Origin of the sequence: Nocardiopsis sp. CA-288880, from assembly GCF_050955985.1 — a bacterium.
Lineage (GTDB): Bacteria > Actinomycetota > Actinomycetes > Streptosporangiales > Streptosporangiaceae > Nocardiopsis > Nocardiopsis tropica.
Genome location: NZ_CP192105.1, coordinates 6,587,223 through 6,604,166 on the forward strand (window position 1 = coordinate 6,587,223; position 16,944 = coordinate 6,604,166).

Consider the following 16,944-nt stretch of genomic DNA (forward strand, 5'->3'; position numbering starts at 1 on the left):
GCGGGGGACGCGTCCGGGGGCCCCGGAGGCCCTGCGGTCGTTCGGCCGCCCGCCGGAGCGGGCGCGGCGGGCGCCGCCCGCTAGCCGGCCAGGTGGGCGAGCAGGTCCTGGCGGGTGAGAATGCCCACCGGCTTGCCGTCGCGCAGCACCACCAGGGCGCCGGAGCCGCGCAGCAGGCGCACGCAGTCGCTGACGGGCGTACCGGTGCCGACCGTGGCGAGCGGCTTGCCCATGTGCGTCTCGACCGCGTCGTCCAGCTGCGCCCGGCCGTCGAACAGCGCGTCCAGGAGGTCGCGCTCGGCGATGGAGCCGACCACCTCGGCGGCCATGACCGGGGGCTCCTCCTTCATGACGGGGAGCTGGGAGACGCCGTACTCCCGCATGATCGCGACCGCGGTGCCCACCGTCTCGTCCGGGTGGCTGTGCACGAAGTCGGGCAGCTCGCCGCCCTTCTCCCCGAGCACGCCGCCGGCCGTGGCCTCCTCCGTCTCGGCGGTCAGGAAGCCGTAGTCGGACATCCACTCGTCGTTGAAGATCTTGCCGAGGTACCCGCGCCCGCCGTCGGGGAGCAGCACGACGATGACGTCGTCGGGGCCCGCGTCCCGGGCCACGCGCAGCGCGGCCTCGACGGCCAGCCCGCAGGAGCCGCCCACCAGGAGGGCCTCCTCACGGGCCAGGCGGCGGGTCATCAGGAAGGAGTCCTTGTCGCTGACGGCCACGATCTCGTCGCACACGGAGGTGTCGTAGGTGCCGGGCCAGATGTCCTCGCCCACGCCCTCGACCAGGTACGGGCGGCCCGTGCCCCCGGAGTACACCGAGCCCTCGGGGTCGGCGCCGACGATCTTCACGGAGCCCCCGGAGACCTCCTTGAGGTACTTGCCGGTGCCGCTGATGGTCCCGCCGGTGCCGATGCCCGCGACGAAGTGGGTGATCCGGCCCTCGGTCTGGTCCCAGATCTCGGGGCCGGTCTCGTGGTAGTGCGACTCGGGGTTGTTCCGGTTCTCGTACTGGTTGGGCTTCCAGGCGCCGGGGATCTCGGCGGCCAGCCGGTCCGAGACCGAGTAGTAGGACTCGGGGTGGTCGGGGGCGACCGTGGTGGGGCACACCACGACCTCGGCCCCGTAGGCGCGGAGCACGGACAGCTTGTCCGGCCCGACCTTGTCCGGGCACACGAAGACGCAGCGGTAGCCCTTCTCCTGCGCGACGATCGCCAGGCCGATACCGGTGTTGCCGGAGGTGGGCTCGACGATGGTCCCGCCGGGCCGGAGGTCCCCGCTCTTCTCCGCCGCCTCGACCATGCGGAGCGCGATGCGGTCCTTGACCGAGCCCCCCGGGTTGAAGTACTCGACCTTGGCCAGGATCGTCGGCGCGAGCCCCTCCGTGACCTTCCGCAACCGGACGAGAGGGGTGTCCCCCACCAGGTCGATCAGTGAGTCGTGTACCCGCACTTGTGCTCCCTCGGCATCGTGGCGACCGGGTCTTCGGCCCGCCTGGTCCTCGCCCCGGCGGCGAGTCCGGGGCCGTGGGCCGGTCCGGCCCGTCTCACCCCGACTCTAACGTTTCCCACCAGGGGGTTCGGCGGGCGGAATACGGCGCGGACCGGGTGCCCGCGCACGTCCGGGGGCGGCCCCCGCCGAGGCCGCGGAGGGGCTGCCGGTGCGCACGGTGCGCGGACGGGGTCGCCCGGACGCCCGTCCCCCCTCACCCCGGGGTTCGGACGGTGTGCCGCCCGGGTACGTGACCCCGGGGTTCCCCGCCGGTAACCTCGCAGGTAACCGGCTCGCCCAGGGCAGGCGGGTCCGAGGACTCGGAGGTCGTCCTGTGCTGCGAGCCGCACGCGCACGGCGGATCGCCGCTGCCACCGCGTTCGGTGGCGGCGGGCTCACACTCGTGGGGGGCGGCACGGTCGCCCTCCTCTACCTCCAGGCGAGGCTGGCCCGCCGCGCGGTCGGCACGACGCGGTGGGACCGGCCGGCCGTCAACGGCGTCTACGGCGGGGGCGGGGGCACGCCGCTCCGGATGCTGATGATGGGCGACTCCACCGCCGCCGGGTTCGCGGTCGCCAGGGCCGACCAGACCCCCGGCGTCCTGCTCGCCTCCGGGATCGCGGCGGCGTCGGAGCGCCCGGTCCGCCTGCGCTGCACGGCCTCCCCCGGCGCCACCTCCGCGAACCTGTCCGCCCAGGTCGAACGCGCACGGGCCCTGGAACCGGGTTCGCGCTACGACGTCGCGGTGGTCTTCATCGGCGCCAACGACGTCATCCGCCGCATCCGGCCCAACGACGCCGTCGCCCGGCTGCGCGAGACCGTGCAGGCCCTGGTCGGCGGGGGGACCGCCGTGGTCGTGGCGACCTGCCCGGACCTGGGCACGGTCCGCCCCATCGGCTGGCCGCTGCGCTCGATCGCCCGACGCGCCTCGCGGCAGCTCGCCGCTGCGCAGACGATCGCCGTGACCGAGGTCGGCGGCCGCACCGTGTCCCTGAGCGACATCCTCTCCGACGACTTCCGGACGGACCCTTCATCGATGTTCGGGCCCGACCGTTTTCATCCGTCAGCTCGCGGGTACGCGCAGGCCGCATGCGCCGTCCTCCCCTCCGCCTGCGCCGCCCTCGGGCTGCTCCCGGAACTGGAGGAGGCCCGTCGCGCACACGGCATCCTGCCGGTGGACCGGGCGGCCGTGGTCGCCGCCGAGACCCCGGGCACGGAGGTCTCGCGCGCGGCGGCCCACGTCAACGGACAGGCGCCGGGGACGCGCGGGCGCTGGGCCGCGCTCATCCGGAGCCCCTTCCGGCTGCGGGCGAACGGCGACCGCGAGGAGCGCCCCGCGGAGCTGGGGGCGGCGGACGCCGGACGGCCTTCGGGCGAGCCCTCCTGAACGCCGACCCCGGGTGGCGGGCGGAGGTCCCGGACGGGTTTACTGGTCGGTAACAAGACATGCTGTGACCTGTCCCGGCGCGCCGACCGCCAGGCCGAAACCCACAGCCCGCACGCAGCACCTCAACGATAGGGACGAAGCCCATGCCCGAAGCAGTCATCGTCGCCACAGCCCGTTCCCCGATCGGCCGCGCCTTCAAGGGCTCGCTCAAGGACATCCGCCCGGACGACCTGACCGCCCAGATCATCGGCGCCGCCCTGGCCAAGGTGCCCCAGCTCGACCCCTCCGGCATCGACGACCTGATGCTCGGCTGCGGCCTGCCCGGCGGCGAGCAGGGCTTCAACATGGCCCGCATCGTGGCCGTCCAGCTCGGCCTGGACACCGTCCCCGGCACCACCGTGACGCGCTACTGCTCCTCCTCGCTCCAGACGACCCGGATGGCCTACCACGCCATCAAGGCGGGCGAGGGCGACGTGTTCGTCTCCGCCGGAGTCGAGACCGTCAGCCGCTTCGCCCACGGCAGCAGCGACAACCCGCAGAACGAGAACCCGCTCTTCGCCGACGCCAAGGCGCGCACCGAGAAGCGCAAGGAGGGCGGCGCCGGGGCCTGGACCGACCCGCGCGAGGAGGGCGCGCTGCCCGACGCCTACATCGAGATGGGCCAGACCGCCGAGAACGTCGCCCAGATCACCGGCGTCTCCCGGCAGCGCCAGGACGAGTTCGCGGTGCGCTCGCAGAACCTCGCCGAGAAGTCCCTCGACAACGGCTTCTGGGAGCGCGAGATCACCCCGGTGACCCTGCCCGACGGCACCGTGGTCAGCACCGACGACGGCATCCGCCGCGGCACCACCTACGAGAAGGTCGCCGGCCTCAAGCCGGTGTTCCGCCCCGACGGCACCGTCACCGCGGGCAACGCCTGCCCCCTCAACGACGGCGCCTCCGCCGTGGTCGTCATGAGCGACACCAGGGCGGCGCAGCTGGGCATCACCCCGCTGGCCCGCATCGTGTCCACCGGCGTGACCGGCCTGAGCCCGGAGATCATGGGCCTGGGCCCGGTCGAGGCCTCCCGGCAGGCCCTCGCCCGCGCCAACATGGCCATCGGCGACATCGACCTGGTCGAGATCAACGAGGCCTTCGCCGCGCAGGTGCTGCCCTCCGCCGACCAGCTGGGCATCGACATCGACGGCACCCTCAACGTCAACGGCGGCGGCATCGCGGTCGGCCACCCGTTCGGCAGCACCGGCGCCCGCATCACCGGCACCCTGATCAACGGCCTCCAGTTCCACGACAGGACGTTCGGTCTGGAGACCATGTGCGTCGGCGGCGGCCAGGGCATGGCGGCGATCTTCGAGCGCCTCAGCTAGGCCTTCCCGGGGCCGGCCGCGCCGGCCCCGCCGAGGTCCCCCGTCCCCCTCCTCACCTCGGGGGAGGACGGGGGACCTTCGTGCATATGTGGACATTTGCGACATTTCGACCATGGACGCCGAAGGGCCTTCCCTCCGCCGGACCACGGGCGATCGCGCACCCGCACATCCGCGATCGTCTGTCAGGAGACTCCGGGCAAACGTTCCCGCACCGGCAAGGTAAAAGCTGGCGACCGGGGCTTGTCCGGAACGTGTTCCTGATGCAGGGTCGCAGGTAAGTGCCACACACCACAGCGCTGCCGGAGGTGCCTATGTCGGTAACCCACTCGCCGGAGGTCCACGCCAAGCTCATCGAACGCATCCCGGTCGTCACCGGCCGGGGACTCCACGAGTGGTTCGCCGCCCTCGACAAGGGACCGGGACTGCTCCGCTGCCAGGACAGGTCCAACTGGCTCGCGGACGAGTACGACCTCCCCCAGTGGTACGCGCAGGCCATCGTGCTGGAGCACGACCGCCGCCGCAGGAACCGTTCGATCCCCGCACCGCGCGGTGAGAACGCCTGACCACGGGTCCCGCGTCCGAACACCGCACGCGACACGACGAAGGGGCCGCCACCCGGAACACCCGGGTGGCGGCCCCTCGCCACGCGACGAAACCTGTCGGCCGCCGGCCGACGGCCGCTACTCGGCGAAGATCGTCTTGATCATCCAGAGCAGGCGCAGGATCTCGATGTAGAGCCAGACCAGGGAGACGGTCAGGCCGAAGGCGAACTGCCAGGCGAACTTGTCGGGGATCCCGGCGTTCAGGCCCTCCTCGATGCCCCGGAACTCCAGGGCGAGGGTGCAGGCCGCGATGACCACGAACACGAGGCCGACGACCAGGCCCAGCGGGCTGGGCTCCCGGATGCCGATGCCGCCGGCGACGAAGAAGCTGGCCACGAAGTTCACCAGCATGAGCGCGGCCGCGCCCAGGGTGGCGTACATGACGACCTTCATGAAGCCGTCGGTCACCTTGATGATGCGGAACTTGTACAGCGCCAGCATCACGGCGAACACGACGACGGTGCCCAGGACCGCCTGGGTCACGAGGGCGCCGCCCGCGCCCGCGTCACCGGTCGTCGCCTCCAGGGACGAGGCCAGGAGCGCGGAGAGCCCGCCGACGAGCAGGCCCTCCAGGGCCGCGTAGGCGAGGATCGCGACGGGGTTGGTGATCTGCTTGAAGGCGATGACCAGCCCGAGCACCAGGCCGCCGAGGGCGCCGACGATCATCAGGCCCAGGGTGAGGCCCGGGGCGAAGGGGTCGAAGAGGAAGTAGTTGACGACGGCGAAGAGCGCGACGACGCCGAGGGTCATCCCGGTGCGCACGACGACGTCGTCGATGGTCATCCGCTGGCCGCCGGCGCCCTGGACGGGACCGCCCGGGTACCCCTGCTGGGGGTAGCCCTGCTGCGGGTAGCCCTGCTGGGGGTACTGCTGGCCGTAGCCCTGCTGCGGGTACGGTTGTCCGTACCCCGGCTGACCGTAGCCCTGCTGACCGTACCCCTGGTGGGGGGCCCCGGCCGGGGCCTGCTGAAGTGCCCGCTTGAGGACGGGGTTGGAACTCCGCATCCGCATGTCTAGTAATGGCCTTTCACGCGTGGATTGCTGCCCACAAGGTAACGCACGGGACCGACACGGGGTTCCGCAGGACAGGTCACCGTTGGGAAACGGGGCGGGCCGCCGACGGCGGTGCCGCGTCGCGCGCGAGAGGCCACGCGGGCCGGCCGCTGCGGGACCGCGCCCCCGGGCGCGGCCGTGCGGCGCACCCGTCCGCAGGCCCCGCGTCCGATCACCGGGGTCCCGGCGGCGCACGTGATCGCCCCGGGCCCGTGTCGTCCGGACAGCACCCGGGCCCGTGGCCGGGATGCCCCCCGGCCACGGGCCCGGGGTCGAACGCCGGGCTAGTCGCGGGTCACCAGCGAGCGTGCCAGGAAGAGCACGTTGGCCGGGCGCTCCGCCAGGCGCCGCATGTAGTAGCCGTACCACTCGGTGCCGTACGGCATGTAGACGCGCATCCTCTTGCCCTCGGCGGCGAGGCGGACCTGCTCGGCGTCGCGGATCCCGTAGAGCATCTGGTACTCGTAGTCGTCCGCCGAACGGCCGTTGGCCTCGGCCAGGGAGCCGGCGATGGCGACCATGCGCGGGTCGTGCGAGGCGACCATGGGGTAGCCGTCGCCCTCCATGAGGACGCGCAGCGCGCGCACGTACGCCTTGTCGACCTCGGCCTTGTCGCGGTACGCGACCGAGGCGGGCTCGTCGTAGGCGCCCTTGCACAGGCGCACGCGCGAACCGGCGCCGCTCAGGTCGCGGCAGTCCGCGACGGTGCGGCGCAGGTAGGCCTGGAGCACCGCGCCCGTGGACGGGAAGTCCTCGCGCATCTCCCGCAGGATCCCCAGGGTGGAGTCGACCGTGGTGTGGTCCTCCATGTCGAAGGTGACCGTGGTGCCGATCGCCTTGGCCGCCTCGGCGATCTCGCGGGCGTTCTCCAGGGCGATCTTCTCGCCGTCCCTGTCGAGGAACTGGCCCACGGCCGAGAGCTTGACCGACACCTCGGCCCGGTCCCCGAGACCGGCCTCGCCGAGCGCGGCGAGCAGGTCGCGGTAGGCGGTCACCGTCGCCGCGGCCTGCGCGGCGTCGGCGGTGTCCTCCCCCAGGAAGTCCAGGGTGACGTAGCGGTCCCTGGTCAGGTCCTCGATCGCGGGGAGGGCCTCCTCCATGGTGGAGCCCGCCACGAACCTGTGGACCATGGCCCGGGTCATGGGGGTGCGCTCGACGACGGTGCGGACCTTCGCGGACCTGGCGGCGAGCAGAAGGGGCTTACGAAGCATGGTGACCTCGAAGAAGACGTGCGCGGGCCTGTGGACCCGCGCGGACGGGGCAGCGGCCGGGGGGTGTCCCCGCGGTGCCGGTGGATTCCTCGGGGGGCTGGAGGGTCCGCACCCCCTCAGGACGGGAGGGGGTGCGGAACCGGGGCTACCCCTGGTGGGGGTAGGAGGAGACCGTCGGCGCGACGAACGTCTCCTTGATGGCGCGCGGGCTGGACCAGCGGGACAGGTTCTGCGCGGAACCGGCCTTGTCGTTGGTGCCGGAGGCGCGTCCGCCGCCGAACGGCTGCTGGCCCACGATGGAGCCGGTCGGCCGGTCGTTGACGTAGAAGTTGCCCGCCGAGAACCGCAGCGCCTCGGTGGCCCTGGCGATCGCGGAGCGGTCCTTGGCCAGGACCGCGCCGGTCAGGGCGTAGGCGGAGCCCTCGTCGACGACCTTGAGGATGTCGTCGAACTCGTCGTCCTCGTACACGTGGACGGCGATGACCGGGCCGAAGTACTCGGTGCGGAACACGTCGTTGGTCGGGTCCGTGCCCTCGATGATGGTCGGGCGCACGAAGTAGCCGACGGAGTCGTCGGCGGTCCCGCCGGCGATGATCTCCAGGGTCGGGTCGGACTCGGCGTCCTTCAGGACCTTGGCCAGCTTGTCGAAGGAGCGGCGGTCGATGACGGCGCCGATGAAGTTCGACAGGTCGGTCACGTCGCCCATGGTCAGGGCCTCGGTCTCGGCGACCAGGTCGTCGCGCACCTGCTCCCACACGGAGCGGGCGACGAAGGCGCGCGAGGCGGCCGAGCACTTCTGGCCCTGGTACTCGAAGGCGCCGCGGACGATCGCGGTGCGCAGGACCTCGGGGTCGGCGGAGGAGTGCGCGACGATGAAGTCCTTGCCGCCGGTCTCGCCGACGATGCGCGGGTAGCTGCGGTAGGAGGAGATGTTCTCGCCGACGCTCTTCCACAGGTGCTGGAAGGTCTTGGTCGAGCCCGTGAAGTGCACGCCGGCCAGCTCGGGGTCGTTGAGGGCGACGTCGGAGACGGCGAGGCCGTCACCGGTGACCATGTTGATGACGCCCGGGGGCATCCCGGCCTCCTCCAGGAGGCGCATGGTCAGCTCGGCGGCGAACTGCTGGGTCGGGGAGGGCTTCCACACGACCACGTTGCCCATCAGGGCCGGGGCGGTGGGGAGGTTGCCCGCGATGGCGGTGAAGTTGAAGGGGGTGATCGCGTAGACGAACCCCTCCAGCGGGCGCTGCTCCATGCGGTTCCACACGCCGCGGACGCTCAGGGGCTGCTGGGCGATCAGCTCGCGGGCGTAGGAGACGTTGAAGCGCCAGAAGTCGATGAGCTCGCAGGCCGCGTCGATCTCCGCCTGCTGGGCGGTCTTGGACTGGCCGAGCATGGTGGCGGCGTTGATGGTGGCGCGCCAGGGGCCGGCGAGCAGGTCGGCGGCGCGCAGGAGGATGGCGGCGCGGTCGTCGAAGGACATCGCGCGCCACGCCGGGGCGGCGGCCTTGGCCGCGGCGACGGCGGCGCGGGCGTCCTCGTGGGTCGCGTTGCGCATGGTGCCCAGGACGGCGGCGTGACGGTGCGGCTGCACGACGTCGATGGGCTCTCCGCCGCCCATGCGGCTCTCGCCGTTGATGCGCATCGGAAGGTCGATGCTCTCCTTGCCGAGCTCCTCCAGCTTGGCGACGAGCTCTTCGCGCTCGGCGCTGCCGGGCGCGTAGGACAGAACGGGTTCGTTCTGCGGCAGCGGGACGTTGGTCACGGCGTCCATGGGCACCTCCCCAGTTAAGAATGTCCCTGAAACGAGCAGGGTTGAGCTGACTCAACGCTCTCAGAACGCGACCGTGCGAACCTTGTGGGGCAGGCCACTCTTTACCCGCCTTATTTGTTCACTGGGACAAAATAGGACTCATATGAGCACTGACACCCCACCACCGGGCCCCTTCCACCCCTCTGGCGGCGACCCGCGCCGGACGGAAGTTCGGGCGAGCGTCTTCGCAGGTCACTCCGTACACGACGGGGAGGGTTCCACCGGGGTGCCCCTGCGCAGACTGCTGCTGGCCCTGGGCGACCCCGTCGCGGACGTCGCGGCCGCGCCGGGGGGTCTTGATGTCCAGGTGGACAATGTCGTCATCCTCGATCCGGAGGACCGCGCGGAGGTCCGCGAGGGCGACCTGGTGCTGCTGATCGGCGCGCGCGGAGCGGCCGCGCGCAGGCTCGTCCGGTCGCTGGCCGAGCAGGGCGCCACGGCGGTCGCCGTCAAGTCCGGCGGGTTTCCCCAGGACGAGGCGCCGTCGGCGGGCGGCCGGGCGGGACGGACCAGGCCGGGCGCGACCGATGAGCTCCAGGCGCTGCGGAGCGAGGCGCGGGAGGCGGGGATCGCCCTGCTGGCGGTCCGCGCGGAGGTGCGGTGGGACCAGTTGCAGGCGGTCTGCCAGAGCATCGTGGACGACGCCCGGCTGACCGCCGTCGAGGACCTGGGCGAGTCCAGCGGCGACCTGTTCTCGATGGCGCAGACGATCGCCCAGCTGACCGGCGGCCTGGTGAGCATCGAGGACGCGGCCAGCCGTGTGCTGGCCTACTCCAGCGGCGCGGAGGTGGACGAGCTGCGGCGGCTGTCGGTGCTGGGCAGGCGCGGACCGGAGTCGTACCTGGCGCTGCTGCGCGAGTGGGGCGTGTTCGCCAAGCTGCGTGCCGGTGAGGAGGTGGTGCGTATCGAGGAGCACCCCGACCTGGGCATCCGCCGCCGCCTGGCGGTGGGCATCCACGCCGGGCGGCAGCCGCTCGGGGCGATCTGGGTGCAGGAGGGCGCGAGCCCGCTGGCGGAGAACGCCGAGGAGGCGCTGCTGGGGGCCGCCCGTACCACCGCGTTGCAGATGATCAGGCAGCGCAGCCAGGCCAGTGCGGGGCTGCGGCTCCGCGAGGACCTCCTGTCGAGCCTGCTGGAGGGGCGGATCGACGCGGGGGCCCTGGCCGACACGGTGGAGGTGCACGCCGACCGCGGCGCGCTGGTGGTGGCGTTCTCGCTGCTGGAGGCTCCGGACGGGGCCGGCGAGGAGCGTCCCGACCGGCCCGCCCGCGAGCTGCGCCGGCGCCGGATGATCGACCTGGTGTCGGTGCACACCGCCGCGTACCGCCGCAGCGCCCTGGTGACGGAGCTGGGCGGCCGGGTGTACGTGCTGCTGCCGGACCTGGAGCGGGGCAGGGAGGGGTGGCGGGGGGTGGAGCAGTCTGTGCTGGCCCTCACGCGCAAGACGGTGGCGGCGGCGCGCGCGGCCCTGGGGGCGCGGGTGCAGGGGGCGGTGGGGTCGCTGATGGAGCGGCTGGCCGACGTGCCGGACTCGCGCGCCGAGGCCGACCGCGTGCTGGACGCGATGGGCCGCGACCTGGAGCGGCACCTGGACTGGGAGGTGGCGACCATCTCCGACGTGCGCTCGCGGGTGCTGATCGGCGAGACGCTGGCCCGGTTGCGGGAGGACCCGTCCCTGCGCGACCCGAGGGTGAGCCGGCTGATCGAGTACGACCGTGCGGGCGGCGCCGACCTGGTGCACTCGCTGCTGGCCTACCTGGAGGCGTTCGGTGACGCGCGGGCGGCGGCGGAGCGGCTGCACATCCACCCCAACACCCTGAGGTACCGGGTGCGCAGGGCCGCCGCGGTGAGCGGGATCGACCTGGGCGACCCGGGGGAGCGGCTGTTCACGCAGCTGCAGCTCCTCATGGAGCAGCAGACCCCGTAGCCCCCGCACGCCCGGGTCCCAGGGGTCGGTCTGCAAGGACGCGATCCCCGCCCCAGGGCGCCCGAACCCCGGGGCGAAGCGGAGCCCCAGAGCAGGCAGGCAGGGGTTGCCGGTGACAGCCGTCCCCGCCCCAAGGGGTGACCCGTGAGGACACGACCCCGCCCCAGGGGGTGTGCGTGAGGGCGCCGCCGGTGTGCTGCAGGACGAGTCGAGCCGCGAGCGAGGAACGAGCGGCAGGCGCGGACGAGGACGAAGCACCCCGGCTACCGGGCGCCCGAACCCCGGGGCAAAGCGAAGCGGAGCCCCACAACAGCAGGGGTCGGGCCGCGAGCGAGGAACGAGCGGCAGGCGCGGACGAGGACGAAGCACCCCGGCTACCGGGCGCCCGAACCCCGGGGCAAAGCGAAGCGGAGCCCCACAACAGCAGGGGTCGAGCCGCGAGCGAGGAACGAGCGGCAGGCGCGGACGAGGACGAAGCACACCGGCCCCAAGGCGCCCGATCCCCGGGGCGAAGCGAAGCGGAGCCCCACAACAACAGGGAGCCCCCAAGACAACTGGTACCCCCGGTCGGACTCGAACCGACACTTGTGACCCTTTTAGGGGGCCTGCCTCTTCCATTGGGCTACGAGGGCGAACCCATCATACCGGCCGGGTCGATTGCCCACTTTGCTTTGGCTTGGCCGGTTATGGTCACGAAAAGACCGGCTCCCCTGGGGAAACCGGTCGTTTCGTGTGTTCGGGCCGGGCCGCGCGGGCGGGTGTCGCGCGACCGGGCCGGATCAGCTGACCCGGCGGAGGCGGCCGTCCTCGATCTGCGGCCGGCTGGCCTCCTCGAAGGCCTGGCGGGGCTCGGCCATCTCCGGGAGCGCGGCGAAGTCGCGGCGCAGGAAGAGGGCGAGCGTCCAGTCCGACAGCACGCGCATCTTGCGGTTGAAGGTCGGGACCGCGAACAGGTGGTAGGCCCGGTGGGCGTACCAGGCGAGGCGGCCGTTCAGCTTGATCACGCCGAACAGCTGGGCGGCGCCCTTGTGCAGGCCCAGCCCGGCGACCGCGCCGAGGTTCTTGTGCTTGTAGGCCTTGAGCTCGGTGTTGCGCAGCGAGGCGATCACGTTGTCGGCGAGCACCGGCGCCTGGCGGACCGCGTTCTGGGCGTTGGGCGGGTAGTAGCCGCCGTTCCCGTCGGGGACCTGGGCGTTGTCGCCGCCGGCGAAGGCGTTCTCCACGCCGTTGACGGTGAGGAACTCGCTCGTGTCCACGTGGCCCTTGGGCCCGAGGGGCAGGTCGCTGGCGGCGACGACCGGGCTGGGCTTGACGCCCGCGGTCCACACGAGGGTGCCCGCGTCGAACTCGGTGCCGTCGCTGAGCTTGATGTGCTGGTCGGCCGCCGACTCCAGGAAGGTCTTGAGCCGGACGTCGATGCCGCGGCGGCGCAGCTGGTTGAGTGCCTTGTTCCCGACCTCGGGGCCGACCTCGGGCAGGATCTTGTCGGCCGCCTCGATGAGGTAGAACCGCACGTCGTCGAGGTCGATCGACTGGTGGAGGCGGACCGCGTCGCGGACCATGTCCTCCAGCTCGGCGATGGCCTCGGCTCCGGCGAACCCGCCGCCGACGAAGACGAAGTTGAGCGCCTTGCGCCGGGTGGCCTCGTCGTCGGTGGAGTCGGCGATGGTGAGCTGGTTGAGGACGTGGTTGCGGAGGTAGGCGGCCTCCTCCACGGTCTTGATCCCGATGCCCCACTCGGCCAGGCCGGGGATGGGCAGGGTGCGCGAGACGGCGCCCGCGGCCATCACGAGGTGGTCGTAGGCGATGGTCTCGGGCTCGCCGACGTTGGGCTCGTAGCGGACCTGGCGGTCGGCGTGGTCGATGCGCACGACGCGCCCGCCCAGGACGCGGACCCGGTCGAAGACCTTGCGCAGCGGGACGACGACGTGGCGCGGCGAGATGTTGCCGGACGCGGTCTCGGGCAGGAAGGGCTGGTAGGTCATGTAGGAGTTGGGGTCGATGACGGTGATCCGCGCCTCGCCCGCCCCGAGCTTCTTCTCCAGCCGCCTCGCGGTGTACATCCCGAGGTAACCGCCGCCGACGATGAGGATGTGCGGGATCTCCGCTTCGTCCCCTCCGCCGTGTACCAGCCGGTAGTTCCTGCTCTCGGTCATCGCATATCCGCCCTAAAGGTTTCTGTCGCGCCCGTCCGGGGCCGCGAAGGTCTCGCGGTCTCCGGTCGCCCGCTCTCGCGTTCCAGCGGGGCACCACCCCGTCGTGGTGGGTACCCGTACTTTTCGGGTGGTGCTTGTGCATTCTTTCACAAGCACCTACCGACAGAGAAGGTTCACATCTGATCACCTTCCGACCACTTGCCCACCTGCATGTCTTGCGTTTACGCAGGTCAGAGTGGTTGTGAAAGCATTCACAAGGGCCTTCCGCAGTGATGCGTCTCACCCGGAGGACCCTGCTCGGGGGTCCCGAAAGCCCCTTGCGGAACGCCTACGCCTGGACCACGAGGCTCCAGGCGACACCGTCCAGGATGTCGTGCTCACTCGTCGTGAACGCGTCCGCCCCCGTGCGGGCGAGCACCCGCGACAGGACGAGCGCGCCCGCGCCGATCACGTCCACCCGGCCGGGGTGCATGACGCCGATCTCCGCGCGCTCCGCCGAGGTCGCCGCGAGCAGTTCCCCGGTGATGCGGTCGAGGTTCGCCGCCCCCACGCGGGAGTGGTGGATCCGCTCCGGGTCGTAGGCGGGCAGGTCCAGGGCGATACCGGCGACCGTGGTCGCGGTTCCCGCGACGCACACCACCGATCCCGCCTCGCGCAGGGGCACGACCCGCTCGACCTCGTCGAGCGCCGCGTCGATGTCGGCGGTGGCCGCCGCGATCTGCTCCGCCGTGGGCGGGTCGTCGCGCAGGTGCCGCTCGGTCATGCGCACGCAGCCGATGTCCACCGACAGCGCCGCGCGGACCAGCTCGCCCTTCTCGGCCTCCTCCGGGCCCGTCCCCAGGACGAACTCGGTGGAGCCGCCCCCGATGTCCACCACCAGGAACGGCGGGGCGGGCTCGCTTGTTCCCCCCTCGGCCGCCTCGGCGTCGAACTCGGCCGTGGCCCCCACGAACGACAGCTCGGCCTCGTCCAGGCCCGTGACCACCTCGGGCTCCACCCCGAGGATCTCGCGGACCCCGTCGATGAACACCTGGCGGTTGGCCGCGTCCCGGGTCGCGCTGGTGGCGACCATGCGCACCGCGTCCGGCCCCAGGGCGATGCCGTGCGCCTCGATGGCCTCGGCGTAGCCGCGGAGCGCCTCGAAGGTCCGCTCCAGCGCCTCGGGGGAGAACTCGCCGGTCCGGTCGACGCCCTCGCCCAGCCGCACGATCTCCATGCGCCGGTCGACGTCGACCACCTGGACCTCGTCGCCGTCGATGTGGACCACGTCGGCGATCAGCATCCTGATGGAATTGGTTCCGCAGTCGATGGCCGCGACACCGCTCATGACCCGTTCCCCTCACTGCCCTCTCGGGCGTCCTCGTCGACGCACACGCACGGTCCCCTGTCCCACCACTGCGGGAGCTCCTCCAGCGCCTCGGCGCCGAAGGGGTTGGTTCCCGGCGCGGCGAGCTCATGGCCGACCAGCGCGTGCAGGCACTTGACCCGGGTGGGCATGCCGCCGGTGCTCTGCATCCCCTCGGGGAGCGGCTCGACCCCGTCCAGGCGCGCCTGCTCGGCCCGCTCCTCGATGTAGGACTCGTGGGCCCCGGTGTAGGCCTCGGCGAGCCCCGGGTCCGTCGCGAGCCGGTCCTGCATCTCGCGCATGCGGCCGGAGTTCTCCATCCGGCCGATCGCCGACGCCGCGCGCGGGCACGTCAGGTAGTACAGCGTCGGGAAGGGGGTGCCGTCCTCCAGGCGGGGCGCGGTGCGCACCACGTCGGGGAGCCCGCACGGGCAGCGGTGCGCGACCCCGCGCACCCCGCGCGGGGTGCGGCCCAGCTGGAGTTCGATGGCGGCGATGTCGCGTGGGGCGACCGGGTTCTCGGAGTGCCCCTCGGGGCGGGCGCCCGCCGGTCCGGCGGCGCGCCCGGGCACGGGCTGATCAGCGGAAGTCATGGCGAACCCAGCATAGGGCCGCACCCGCACCCCTGCCGCCCGCGGGGGGCGGGCCCCGCCCCGGGACCCGCCGCTCACCCCGGGGCGGGTCAGAGCCCGTCGTCGGGCGGCGGGCTGTCCGCCTCCTCGACCGAGCGCCACAGCGTGGTGAACCACGGCTCGCTGGGACCGGTCTCGGCCTCGTCCTCGTCCTCGGAGTCCGGCGGGATGACGATGTAGGCGGTCTCGCCGGGGTACTGGTAGTGGAGCCGCGCGCGGGCCTCGCGTTCGACGTATTCGTCCTGGGTGAGCTCCTGCTCGCGCTCGCGCAGGTCGAGCACGCTCTCCTCCATGCGCGCGCGGTCCTCCTGGAGCTGGGCGATCTGCGCCCGCTGCGCGACGTACTCGCGCAGCGGGTAGGCCAGGCTCAGCGCGATCACGCACACCACGAGGGCCAGGATCGCCGCACGGCTGGTGAACATGGGCCGCACCCCGCCGGTGGTGCGGCCCGTGCCCTTCCCGGCCCCCCTGCCCTTGGCGGAGCCGGTTCCGGCGCTCTTGCGCCCCGTCCTCCTCCGGGCAGCCCTGCCCGCCGGCCTGTCGGCTTTGGACGCCTTCCCGGCCTTTGGGGGCGGCTGCTTGGATTCGCGGGACACTGGGGCAGACTAGCCGCGCTTGGCGAAGCGCGGGAAGGCCGACACGCCCGCGTAGACGGCGGCGTCGTCCAGTTCCTCCTCGATGCGCAGGAGCTGGTTGTACTTGGCGACGCGCTCGCTGCGGGCCGGGGCGCCGGTCTTGATCTGGCCGGCGTTGGTGGCCACCGCGATGTCGGCGATCGTGGTGTCCTCGGTCTCGCCGGAGCGGTGGCTGATCATCGCCGTGTAGCCGCTGCGCTGGGCCATGGCGACCGCGTCCAGGGTCTCGGTCAGGGTGCCGATCTGGTTGACCTTGACCAGCAGCGAGTTGGCGGTGTCGGCGAGGATGCCGCGCTGGAGCCGCTCGGGGTTGGTGACGAACAGGTCGTCGCCGACCAGCTGGACCTTGTCGCCGAGCTCGGCGGTGAGGGTCTTCCAGCCCTCCCAGTCCTCCTCGTCGAGGGGGTCCTCGATCGAGACGAGCGGGTAGGCGTCGACCAGCTCCGCGTAGTACGCGGCCATGTCCGCGGAGGTGCGGGCCTTGCCCTCGAAGGTGTAGACGCCGTCGTTGAACAGCTCGGTGGCGGCCACGTCCAGGGCGAGCGCGATGTCGGTGCCGGGGGTGTAGCCGGCCTTCTCGATGGCCTCGACGATCAGGTCGAGGGCCGCGCGGTTGCTGTCCAGGTTGGGGGCGAAGCCGCCCTCGTCCCCGACGCCGGTGCCCAGGCCGTGGGCCTTCAGGACCGACTTGAGGGAGTGGTAGACCTCGGTCCCCCAGCGCAGCGCCTCGGAGAACGTGGGCGCGCCGATCGGGGCGACCATGAACTCCTGGATGTCGACGTTGCTGTCGGCGTGCGCGCCGCCGTTGAGGATGTTCATCATCGGCACGGGAAGCACGTGCGCGTTGGGACCGCCGATGTAGCGGAACAGCGGCAGCCCGGCCTCCTGGGCGGCGGCCCTGGCCACCGCCAGGGAGGCGCCCAGGATGGCGTTGGCGCCGATCCGGGACTTGTCCGGGGTGCCGTCCAGGTCGATGAGCGCGCGGTCGATGATGCGCTGCTCGTCGGGCGCGTGGCCGAGGAGCTCGTCGGCGATCTCGTCGTTGACGGCCGTCACGGCCTTGGTCACGCCCTTGCCGCCGTAGCGGTCTCCGCCGTCACGCAGTTCGACTGCCTCGAACTGGCCGGTGGACGCGCCGCTGGGGACACCCGCGCGCGCGATGGTTCCGTCGTCGAGCAGAACCTCGACCTCGACCGTCGGGTTGCCCCGCGAGTCAAGGATCTCTCGCGCCTGTACTGCCTCGATGGACGCCACGGTCTCTCTCCGTCTCTTGGGGTTTCTCGGACCACTGGTTCAGGACCCGACACGAGACTAGCGACACCGCCCGCCGCCGGG

At 72.2% G+C, this 16,944-nt stretch carries 13 protein-coding genes and 1 tRNA gene; 4 read left to right on the forward strand and 10 right to left on the reverse strand.

Features of this window, described 5'->3' with window-relative positions:
- Positions 1 to 80: 80 nt before the first annotated feature.
- Complete coding sequence (locus ACQPYD_RS28340; RefSeq protein ID WP_433698464.1) at positions 81 to 1,448, reverse strand: cystathionine beta-synthase; 1,368 nt, start codon at positions 1,446 to 1,448, stop codon at positions 81 to 83.
- A 373-nt stretch (positions 1,449 to 1,821) separates the two neighbouring features.
- Between ACQPYD_RS28340 and ACQPYD_RS28345 the strand changes: the two genes are divergently transcribed.
- The 3 genes from ACQPYD_RS28345 (at position 1,822) to ACQPYD_RS28355 (ending at position 4,801) form a co-directional block, all read left to right on the forward strand.
- Positions 1,822 to 2,874, forward strand: coding sequence for an SGNH/GDSL hydrolase family protein (locus tag ACQPYD_RS28345; protein WP_433698465.1), 1,053 nt, complete (start codon positions 1,822 to 1,824; stop codon positions 2,872 to 2,874).
- Positions 2,875 to 3,017: 143 nt separating this feature from the next.
- Positions 3,018 to 4,238, forward strand: coding sequence for an acetyl-CoA C-acetyltransferase (locus ACQPYD_RS28350; protein WP_433698466.1), 1,221 nt, complete (start codon positions 3,018 to 3,020; stop codon positions 4,236 to 4,238).
- Positions 4,239 to 4,549: 311 nt separating this feature from the next.
- The gene (locus tag ACQPYD_RS28355) at positions 4,550 to 4,801 is read left to right on the forward strand and encodes a DUF4287 domain-containing protein (RefSeq protein WP_433698467.1); all 252 of its coding nucleotides are present in this window, start codon (positions 4,550 to 4,552) and stop codon (positions 4,799 to 4,801) included.
- A 117-nt stretch (positions 4,802 to 4,918) separates the two neighbouring features.
- On the opposite strand, the gene ACQPYD_RS28360 is transcribed toward ACQPYD_RS28355, so the two are convergent.
- From ACQPYD_RS28360 to pruA, 3 genes are all read right to left on the reverse strand, one after another.
- Positions 4,919 to 5,851, reverse strand: a complete 933-nt coding sequence (locus ACQPYD_RS28360) for a Bax inhibitor-1/YccA family protein (protein WP_433698468.1) — start codon at positions 5,849 to 5,851, stop codon at positions 4,919 to 4,921.
- Between the two features lie 326 nt (positions 5,852 to 6,177).
- Entirely contained in the window at positions 6,178 to 7,104 is a 927-nt protein-coding gene (locus ACQPYD_RS28365) for a proline dehydrogenase family protein (protein ID WP_433698469.1), read from the reverse strand.
- Positions 7,105 to 7,249: 145 nt separating this feature from the next.
- Positions 7,250 to 8,875 carry an L-glutamate gamma-semialdehyde dehydrogenase gene (pruA, locus tag ACQPYD_RS28370; RefSeq protein WP_433698470.1) on the reverse strand — a complete coding sequence of 542 codons (1,626 nt, stop codon included), beginning with the start codon at positions 8,873 to 8,875 and terminating at the stop codon, positions 7,250 to 7,252.
- Between the two features lie 142 nt (positions 8,876 to 9,017).
- Here pruA and ACQPYD_RS28375 point away from each other — a divergent pair, with 142 nt between their 5' ends.
- Entirely contained in the window at positions 9,018 to 10,841 is a 1,824-nt protein-coding gene (locus tag ACQPYD_RS28375) for a helix-turn-helix domain-containing protein (protein WP_433698471.1), read from the forward strand.
- 555 nt (positions 10,842 to 11,396) lie between these two features.
- Here the strand turns inward: ACQPYD_RS28375 and ACQPYD_RS28380 are convergent.
- From ACQPYD_RS28380 to eno, 6 genes are all read right to left on the reverse strand, one after another.
- Positions 11,397 to 11,473 (reverse strand) — tRNA-Leu (locus ACQPYD_RS28380).
- A gap of 147 nt (positions 11,474 to 11,620) precedes the next feature.
- Positions 11,621 to 12,997: an NAD(P)/FAD-dependent oxidoreductase gene (locus ACQPYD_RS28385; RefSeq protein ID WP_267946577.1), complete on the reverse strand. Its 1,377-nt coding sequence runs from the start codon at positions 12,995 to 12,997 to the stop codon at positions 11,621 to 11,623.
- A gap of 328 nt (positions 12,998 to 13,325) precedes the next feature.
- Positions 13,326 to 14,324 carry an exopolyphosphatase gene (locus ACQPYD_RS28390; protein WP_433698472.1) on the reverse strand — a complete coding sequence of 333 codons (999 nt, stop codon included), beginning with the start codon at positions 14,322 to 14,324 and terminating at the stop codon, positions 13,326 to 13,328.
- Positions 14,321 to 14,935 (reverse strand): DUF501 domain-containing protein, encoded by a 615-nt coding sequence (locus tag ACQPYD_RS28395; RefSeq protein ID WP_433698473.1) that lies wholly within the window; start codon positions 14,933 to 14,935, stop codon positions 14,321 to 14,323. Before ACQPYD_RS28395 ends, ACQPYD_RS28390 begins: the two co-directional genes overlap by 4 nt.
- Before the next feature lie 89 nt (positions 14,936 to 15,024).
- Positions 15,025 to 15,396 carry an FtsB family cell division protein gene (locus tag ACQPYD_RS28400; RefSeq protein WP_433698474.1) on the reverse strand — a complete coding sequence of 124 codons (372 nt, stop codon included), beginning with the start codon at positions 15,394 to 15,396 and terminating at the stop codon, positions 15,025 to 15,027.
- Between the two features lie 183 nt (positions 15,397 to 15,579).
- Complete coding sequence (eno, locus tag ACQPYD_RS28405) at positions 15,580 to 16,863, reverse strand: phosphopyruvate hydratase (RefSeq protein WP_267946581.1); 1,284 nt, start codon at positions 16,861 to 16,863, stop codon at positions 15,580 to 15,582.
- Positions 16,864 to 16,944: the final 81 nt, after the last annotated feature.

Bases quoted from the DNA above. Each gene is read 5' to 3' on its own strand.
- ACQPYD_RS28390 (WP_433698472.1), bottom strand. From the start codon at position 14,324: ATGAGCGGTGTCGCGGCCATCGACTGCGGAACCAATTCCATCAGGATG.
- ACQPYD_RS28360 (WP_433698468.1), bottom strand. From the start codon at position 5,851: ATGCGGATGCGGAGTTCCAACCCCGTCCTCAAGCGGGCACTTCAGCAG.
- ACQPYD_RS28365 (WP_433698469.1), bottom strand. From the start codon at position 7,104: ATGCTTCGTAAGCCCCTTCTGCTCGCCGCCAGGTCCGCGAAGGTCCGC.
- ACQPYD_RS28355 (WP_433698467.1), top strand. From the start codon at position 4,550: ATGTCGGTAACCCACTCGCCGGAGGTCCACGCCAAGCTCATCGAACGC.
- ACQPYD_RS28400 (WP_433698474.1), bottom strand. From the start codon at position 15,396: ATGTTCACCAGCCGTGCGGCGATCCTGGCCCTCGTGGTGTGCGTGATC.
- ACQPYD_RS28350 (WP_433698466.1), top strand. From the start codon at position 3,018: ATGCCCGAAGCAGTCATCGTCGCCACAGCCCGTTCCCCGATCGGCCGC.
- pruA (WP_433698470.1), bottom strand. From the start codon at position 8,875: ATGGACGCCGTGACCAACGTCCCGCTGCCGCAGAACGAACCCGTTCTG.
- ACQPYD_RS28375 (WP_433698471.1), top strand. From the start codon at position 9,018: ATGAGCACTGACACCCCACCACCGGGCCCCTTCCACCCCTCTGGCGGC.
- ACQPYD_RS28385 (WP_267946577.1), bottom strand. From the start codon at position 12,997: ATGACCGAGAGCAGGAACTACCGGCTGGTACACGGCGGAGGGGACGAA.
- ACQPYD_RS28395 (WP_433698473.1), bottom strand. From the start codon at position 14,935: ATGACTTCCGCTGATCAGCCCGTGCCCGGGCGCGCCGCCGGACCGGCG.